Annotated in this window: 9 protein-coding genes; 5 read left to right on the top strand and 4 right to left on the bottom strand. The window is 65.8% G+C overall.

From position 1 onward, the window contains the following. A partial coding sequence (locus tag P4U43_RS17305; RefSeq protein ID WP_277359847.1) for a PspC domain-containing protein occupies positions 1 to 315 on the bottom strand: 315 nt, incomplete at its 3' end. 124 nt (positions 316 to 439) lie between these two features. On the opposite strand from P4U43_RS17305, the gene P4U43_RS17300 reads away from it, so the two are divergent. From P4U43_RS17300 to P4U43_RS17280, 5 genes are all read left to right on the top strand, one after another. Then, on the top strand, positions 440 to 1,819 hold the full coding sequence (locus tag P4U43_RS17300) for a PspC domain-containing protein (protein WP_277359846.1): 1,380 nt from the start codon (positions 440 to 442) through the stop codon (positions 1,817 to 1,819). After that, complete coding sequence (locus P4U43_RS17295; protein ID WP_277359845.1) at positions 1,816 to 2,049, top strand: hypothetical protein; 234 nt, start codon at positions 1,816 to 1,818, stop codon at positions 2,047 to 2,049. Before P4U43_RS17300 ends, P4U43_RS17295 begins: the two co-directional genes overlap by 4 nt. 62 nt (positions 2,050 to 2,111) lie before the next feature. Beyond that, entirely contained in the window at positions 2,112 to 2,354 is a 243-nt protein-coding gene (locus P4U43_RS17290; protein WP_277359844.1) for a PspC domain-containing protein, read from the top strand. Between the two features lie 132 nt (positions 2,355 to 2,486). After that, the gene (locus P4U43_RS17285) at positions 2,487 to 3,512 is read left to right on the top strand and encodes a 6-phosphofructokinase (RefSeq protein WP_277359843.1); all 1,026 of its coding nucleotides are present in this window, start codon (positions 2,487 to 2,489) and stop codon (positions 3,510 to 3,512) included. A gap of 42 nt (positions 3,513 to 3,554) precedes the next feature. Then, positions 3,555 to 4,295, top strand: coding sequence for a GNAT family N-acetyltransferase (locus tag P4U43_RS17280; protein WP_277359842.1), 741 nt, complete (start codon positions 3,555 to 3,557; stop codon positions 4,293 to 4,295). Here the strand turns inward: P4U43_RS17280 and P4U43_RS17275 are convergent. From P4U43_RS17275 to P4U43_RS17265, 3 genes are all read right to left on the bottom strand, one after another. Further along, entirely contained in the window at positions 4,292 to 4,693 is a 402-nt protein-coding gene (locus P4U43_RS17275) for an ankyrin repeat domain-containing protein (protein WP_277359841.1), read from the bottom strand. The two genes, P4U43_RS17280 and P4U43_RS17275, sit on opposite strands and share 4 nt — an antisense overlap. Further along, complete coding sequence (ygfZ, locus tag P4U43_RS17270) at positions 4,690 to 5,775, bottom strand: CAF17-like 4Fe-4S cluster assembly/insertion protein YgfZ (protein WP_277359840.1); 1,086 nt, start codon at positions 5,773 to 5,775, stop codon at positions 4,690 to 4,692. Before ygfZ ends, P4U43_RS17275 begins: the two co-directional genes overlap by 4 nt. Before the next feature lie 82 nt (positions 5,776 to 5,857). After that, entirely contained in the window at positions 5,858 to 6,457 is a 600-nt protein-coding gene (locus tag P4U43_RS17265; RefSeq protein ID WP_277359839.1) for a nitrobindin family protein, read from the bottom strand. Positions 6,458 to 6,799: the final 342 nt, after the last annotated feature.

Below are 6,799 nucleotides of genomic sequence, written 5' to 3'. Positions count from 1 at the left end.
GAGGAGCCCGACGCCGATCATCACCTCCCTGCTGCCCGCAGCACCGAATGACCGCGGCGGTTTGGATCCCGGTCCTGCGAGGACGGGCGCGCCCAGCCGCAGGCCGGCGGGAGTCGCTACGCCCCGCCGTCGTTCTTCAGTGGTGGGAACCAGCAGCCACAGCCAGCCATAGAGAACGACGCCGGCACCGCCCACCAGGGAAAGCGCCACCATGGAGATGCGGGCGACCCGCAACGAGACTCCGAGGTGTGCTGCCAGGCCGCCGCAGACGCCCGCGATGAGGGCATCATCGGAGCGGAGCAGCGGGGGTCTCATGAGTCAATCCAAGCACGCTCAGGGCTCGCCGTTACCCGTTCTCAGGGGAATACCGCCGTAGCTCAGGGATGGTTCAGGGTCAGCCCCGATGGTTGGAACGCCGGCGGAGGACAAGGATGAAGATATGAACTCGCATGATGGCCCTTCCTCCTCGCCCCGGGACGCTGACGGCGCTCCGGAATCCGCTGCAGGCAGCGGATACCCCCACGCATATGACGGCGGCCAGCCGGGTGCAACACCCGGTGGTTCCCCGGGCGCCGCTTCCAGCACTCCACGCGCCGGCTCCGGTGCCGGCTTCTTCGGCTGGGTCCGGAGCCTGCGGGTGACCCGGGGGCAGGACCGCTGGATCGGCGGAGTCGCAACCGGCATTTCCGCCCGAACCGGGCTGGACGTGGTCCTGGTCCGCGGACTTTTTGTGGTGCTCGCAATCTTCGGCGGAATCGGGCTGCTCGCCTATGGGCTTGCGTGGGCACTCCTGCCGGAACCCGACGGTCGCATCCACGCGGAATCCGCTGCACGCGGCAGCTGGACGTCCGGCATGACCGGTGCCCTGGTTGTTTCCCTCCTCGGGCTGTGGCGCCCCAACGCGCCGTTCTTCGGCAATACCGGCGGATTCGGCGGGTTCATCTGGAGCCTGTTCTGGATCGGGGTTGCGGTGTTCATTGTCTATTGGATCTCCAACGCCAACCGGAACAGGAACAGCAACGATGGAGCGGGGACCGGCAGCGCTACCGGTACCGCGCCCACTGACGTCTATTCGATGGCTCCTCCTCCCACCCGACCATTCATCGGCCCGACCCGCCCTCCGGTCAAGGCCGTCGCTAAAGCGTCGGCACCGCGCCCCACGGGAGCCGACGTCGCCATCTTCCTCGGCGGCGCGCTCCTCCTCGCAGCACTCGTGCTGGTCCTTGACTATGTCGGCGTACTGGCGCTCGGCGGCAGCGTCATCGCTGTGGCACTGGCGACCGGCGTCGTCGTTCTGGGGCTTGGAATTGTCCTGCTGGGAATCCGCGGACGCACGTCCGGCGGACTCGGTTTCCTGGCCGCGGTCGGGATTGCGGCCACCGTTCTTTCGTCAGCGTCGCCCGTGACGGGCAACTGGGTCCTCGCCGATCACGGCAGATGGTCCATCACGGCCGCAAGCCCGGCATCCGAGGGGTACACCGTCGTCGTCGGCCAGGGCCGCGTGGATCTGACCGGACTCGCGGACATCACTGAGGACGTCATCATCCCCGTCAACGCAGCGGCCGGGAACGTCGGGATCCTGGTTCCGGAAGGCGTTCCAGTTGATGTGCGGTCGCGGCTGGCGCTGAGCTCAACCGAGGTGGTGAGTGCCGGTGAAACCACCAGCGTCGGTGGAATTTGGCAGCCGCGGACCCTGCACCTTAACGAGGACGCAGACGGCCCGCGCATCATTCTCGACATGCGCGGTGTGGTCAGCCACATCACCGTCGCCACCACCGAAACCGCACTCCTGGACACCGAAAGCAGGCAGGAACGATGAGCACCCTCTATCCCAGCAAGCAAAACCCCAACAAGCATGACGACGACGCACGGCCCCGCGCCGGGACCATCATCTGGGGCGTCCTCGCCATTGTGATTGGCATCCTCGTGCTGGCCGGTGAACTGACAGGCCTGGTGCTTGACCCGGTACTCGTGGCTATGGTGCTCCTCGTCGCCACCGGCGTGGCCCTGATCATCGGCGGCATCCTTTCAATGAACCGCCGCAACTGAGCGGTATCAGCCAATCCCCTACTGCCCGTGACATTCCCCTTCCACTACGAAAGCATGGACTAATGAACTCCTTCTTCAACGCCCTCCGCTCCTCCCCCATCAAACGCGCGCCGGGCGGCTGGTTCGGCGGCATCGCCTCCGGGATCGCCCTCAGGTTCGGCTGGTCCGTGGGACTGGTGCGGATCGGCATCCTGCTCAGCTTCCTGCTGCCCGTGATCGGCCTGCCGGTGTACGTAGTGCTCTGGCTGCTGCTGCCCAAGACCGACGGCACGATTGCGCTGGAAAAGCTCGTTTCGAATCGCTGACTGTACGTTCCGGAACCGCCACGGGGCCTTCACAAACCCCCGCGGCGGTTCAGTGTGTCTAGAATCATACGTGGCTCAAGGAGGCGCCTGACCAGATCACCCAAGTCCACCATTGATTGGAAAACGCCTTAGATGAAGATCGGAATCCTCACCAGCGGAGGCGATTGCCCCGGGCTCAACGCGGTAATCCGCGGAGCTGTCCTGAAGGGCATCAAGACCGACAACCTCGAGTTCGTGGGGTTCCGTGACGGCTGGCGGGGCGTAGTGGAAGGCGACATCATCGACCTTCCGCGGCATGCGGTCCGGGGCATCTCCAAGCAGGGCGGCACCATTCTGGGGACCTCGCGCACCAACCCGTTCGACGGCAAGGGTGGCCCTGACGCGATCAAGGCCACCCTTGACCGGCTCGGCATCGACGCGATGATCGCCATTGGCGGCGAAGGCACCCTGGCAGCGGCCAAGCGCCTCACGGACGCCGGGCTGAAGATTGTCGGCGTCCCGAAGACTGTCGATAACGACCTCGACGCCACCGACTACACCTTCGGCTTCGACACAGCCGTGCAGATTGCCACCGAAGCCATCGATCGGCTCCGGACCACGGGTGAATCACACTCACGCTGCATGGTCGCCGAAGTGATGGGCCGCCACGTTGGCTGGATTGCCCTACACGCCGGCATGGCATCCGGTGCACACGCCATCCTCATCCCCGAACAGCAAACCTCCATCGAACAGGTCTGCGAGTGGGTCACCGATGCCAGGGACCGCGGCCGCGCGCCGCTGGTGGTCGTCGCCGAAGGCTTTGTCCCCGCACACATGGAGCAGCCGCACTCCGAGCGCGGGCTGGACACCTTCGGCAGGCCGCGCCTGGGCGGTATCGCGGACCAGCTGGCTCCCGAGATCGAGGCCCGAACGGGCATTGAAACCCGCGCCACGGTACTCGGGCACATCCAGCGGGGCGGCGTCCCTTCCGCCTTTGACCGGGTGCTGGCCACGCGTCTCGGTATGGCTGCCGTCGACTCGGTCATCGACGGGCTGTGGGGCACCATGGTCTCGCTCAACGGCACCGAGATCGCACACGTGGGTTTCGATGCCGCGCTCGGCAACCTCAAATGCGTTCCGCAGCACCGCTACGACGAAGCGGCCATCCTCTTCGGCTGAGTACCGCCCGGACGTCTGCCCTTCCCAGCTAACGGAAGTTCCATGAACCTCGAACCAGGCACAATCTCGATCATCCAGTTGGCCTGGTCCAGGCTGCTGGGATTCGAAGACGGCGCCATGGCCGGCACATGCCACCGCATCTACCGCGAAGACAACAACGCACCGCTGCTCATGTTCGTGTCCCTCTTCGGGAAGGAAGCGCTGGTCGGGCCCACCTGGGCGCTGGACGCAGCAAAGGATCTGACCGGCGTCGAACTTTCACGGCATTCAACGCTGCTGTCCATGAGCCGCCCGCACGGCGGACGGGGGCTCGGCGAAGCGTACCTGTACTTCTCTGACAACCTGCCGTCATTCCCGGACAGCGGGCCCCTGGTCAGCAGCGACCCCGCGCACGCGCGGGCGCTCGAGCGGCTCTGCCCGCCGGATGATGTGGCCGAGGTGGGGCTGAGCGCTATGGAGAACAGCTGCGTCCTCGTGGACGAGTCCAGCGAACCGCCGCTCCCGCTCGCCGGCGCCGGCTATGACATCTGGGAAGGCATCCTTGCCCACCTCGGCGTCCTCACCGCCCCTGATGAACGCCGGCGGGGTCATGCATCCTATGCAGTGTCGGTTGCCGTGGAGGAATCAATGGCTGCCGGACTCATTCCGCAGTGGCGTGCCCGCACGGACAATGTGGCCTCGCAGCGTACAGCGCTCCGGGCAGGCTTTGTCCACGCAGGGAGCCAGACCTCCGTTGTGCTGGAAAGCGGCGCTGTGCGAGGAGAGGCGGAACAGCGCGGCTAGCTGAACAGCTTCAGCATGTCCGTCCTGCCGAACATGGCTGCGGCGTCGCGGGCCGATGGCGTTCCGGCGTCCGGGCTGGCGCCTGCACTGAGCAACGCTTTCGCTACGTCCGCGTAGCCCTTGAAGACCGCACCGGCCAGCGGAGTCTGGCCGCGATCATTGGGGGCCTCTGCGTCGGCTCCACGTGCAAGGAGGTCCTCTACGACCGACGCGTGCCCGTTGTAGGCCGCGAGCATCACCAGGCTGTCTCCGGCAGCATTGGTCAGCGTGGCCGGCACTCCGGCGTCGAGATACTTCCGCAGGGTTGCGCCGTCACCCTCACGTGCTGCGTCAAGGAGTCGGTGAGCAAGCGCGATTGCTGCGTCAGCCGAAGAATCCGGGGCTTCCTGCTCGGTCATCCCCTACCGCCTTTCAGCAGTCCGGTGGGACGGCCGACAACCTGGCCGGCATCCGTGGCGACAATCAGTTCCTGTGCGGCGGCGTAGTGCTCCTCGCCGTCGACCACGTCTACGGCAGCCTCAGGGTCCACGCTGCGCTTGATGACGGCGAGACCGACAGCACCCATCTCATAATGCTGCCCGACTGAGGTGAGCGTACCCACCGTCCGGCCACCGACGACGACGGCGCTTCCACGCTCCGGGAGGGTGTGCTGGCTTCCGTCCAACTGCAGGAAGACGAGCCGACGCGGCGGGTGCCCCAGATTGTGCACGCGGGCGACGGTCTCCTGGCCCTTGTAGCAGCCCTTCGACAGGTGGACGGCCGTCCGCAGGAGGTCCAGCTCGTGCGGAATGGTGCGTTCGTCCGTCTCCACACCCAGCCGCGGACGCCAGGCAGCGATGCGCAGCGCCTCCGACGCCATGACACCGGCCAGGTTCAGCTCATCCACGGACTGCGCGAGTTCCGCGCGGGGAACCAGGTATTCATGCCAGGGCCGCTCCGCACCCGGGTGTGATTCCTCGCCGACGACACTGTAGGAGTACCCGCCGGTGCGGGTGTGAGGCCAGGCGTCCGTCCAGGTGATGTTGTCCGCGAACCGCTCTACCGGCCGGACTGAACCGAGCGTGGCCCAGTCACCAGTGACGTCCGCAATCTCTACCCGAAGCATGAACTTCATGCGGTCAAGCCATGCAGCAAGTGGAGCGGCTTCCCAGGTTTCGGTGAGCAGCCAGGTGGTAGCGCCGTCGTCGACCACGCGGGGGCTGTATTCGATCCGGCCCTGCACGGTGAGCAGGAGCGTTTCAGTCGATTCACCCGGCGCCAGGTCGAGCAGGAGCTGCGAGGAAAGGGTGTTGAGCCAGCTCAGGCGGTCAGGGCCGGTGACGGTGACGACACCGCGTTGGGAAAGATCAACAATGGCCTCGCCGCGGGCCAGGGAACGCTGTTCCCGGAGCGGGTCACCGTAGTGCGCTGCCACCCCCTCATCGGGTGCGCCGGCAGCTACGGCGCCGGGCAGAGAAAGTAGCGGGCTTGAGTAAGTCATACCGTTGGCAACGTCATAGGCTGCAAAGCGTATTCCGGCAAGGGGTATTCCAACGGAGCACTCATACAATCCGCAGTGCCGCTCAGGACGACTTCCTGAGGATCGCGGAGGCATGCGGCTCCAGTGAGCTGCCGTCTGCCGCGATGTCCCAACGCCAGTACAGATCTCCGTTGACCAGGCCCAACAGCCGCGTGGCCGCCGAATAGTCCTTGGAGTGCTGGCCGCGCATCACGAGGTCCGTGGAGAGCTGGATCTGCGGACCCTTGATGCTGCCGTAGTACAGCTCTGCGATACCGCCCGGGTGGACGATTGTGGCCGTGATGTCGAACCCGCCCGCATCATTACGGAACTGCTCGACCTCGTCAGCGCTCTTCAGGGCAGGCACGATGTCCGCCGGCGACAGGCCGGGCCCGACGTCGGCATCGTTCAGTTTGCGGTCCAACGCCCAGAAGCCGGTCTCCACCGACAGCGGACGAAGGGTATTGCCCTCTTCATCCGTCAGCCAGCTCTCAGCGGTGTACTGCACGTAGGGCAGCCCGTGCTGGGTGAACACGGCACGCTGGAAGAAGTGCTCGGAATCAGCGGTGCCCTCGCCCAGCCTGCCGGAGCCCTCCCACATTCCCAGCAGCCAGGACAGCGGAACGAGCTCGGGAGTCAGGTCCGTCGGTATCTCAAACGACATGGATCAGCGAACGCTACTTCTGGCCCTTGTACAGGCGCGTGACGACGAGTGCAGCGAAGCCGGCCATGCCGAGGCCCGCGATCACCAACAGGGAGATGAAGAAGATTTCCAGCGCAAGAATTGACATGCTTCCATCCTAACGCCGTGTTTCCGCCGGGTGCGCCACTCTGGACGGTTCCGGGAGACACGCGCGTCAGCTCAGCAGGAGCCGCTCGAGGAAATAGGCGAGCGAGCCGATGCCCAGGATCGGAGCGACTCCCACGGCGAGCACGGCCGCCGGATTGAGCGGCGTCTCCCTGCTGATGACGAGCCGCCGGCCGGCCATGACGACGGCGCCGCACA

Source organism: Arthrobacter vasquezii (genome assembly GCF_029455255.1).
In the GTDB taxonomy this organism is placed as follows: domain Bacteria; phylum Actinomycetota; class Actinomycetes; order Actinomycetales; family Micrococcaceae; genus Arthrobacter_D; species Arthrobacter_D parietis.
Note: the sequence above shows the minus strand (reverse complement) of the source record. Positions and strands in the feature narration are given on the sequence as shown.

Excerpts from the sequence above, each read along its gene's own strand:
- P4U43_RS17300 (WP_277359846.1), top strand. The coding sequence starts at position 440 with ATGAACTCGCATGATGGCCCTTCCTCCTCGCCCCGGGACGCTGACGGC.
- P4U43_RS17295 (WP_277359845.1), top strand. The coding sequence starts at position 1,816 with ATGAGCACCCTCTATCCCAGCAAGCAAAACCCCAACAAGCATGACGAC.
- P4U43_RS17290 (WP_277359844.1), top strand. The coding sequence starts at position 2,112 with ATGAACTCCTTCTTCAACGCCCTCCGCTCCTCCCCCATCAAACGCGCG.
- P4U43_RS17285 (WP_277359843.1), top strand. The coding sequence starts at position 2,487 with ATGAAGATCGGAATCCTCACCAGCGGAGGCGATTGCCCCGGGCTCAAC.
- P4U43_RS17280 (WP_277359842.1), top strand. The coding sequence starts at position 3,555 with ATGAACCTCGAACCAGGCACAATCTCGATCATCCAGTTGGCCTGGTCC.
- P4U43_RS17275 (WP_277359841.1), bottom strand. The coding sequence starts at position 4,693 with ATGACCGAGCAGGAAGCCCCGGATTCTTCGGCTGACGCAGCAATCGCG.
- ygfZ (WP_277359840.1), bottom strand. The coding sequence starts at position 5,775 with ATGACTTACTCAAGCCCGCTACTTTCTCTGCCCGGCGCCGTAGCTGCC.
- P4U43_RS17265 (WP_277359839.1), bottom strand. The coding sequence starts at position 6,457 with ATGTCGTTTGAGATACCGACGGACCTGACTCCCGAGCTCGTTCCGCTG.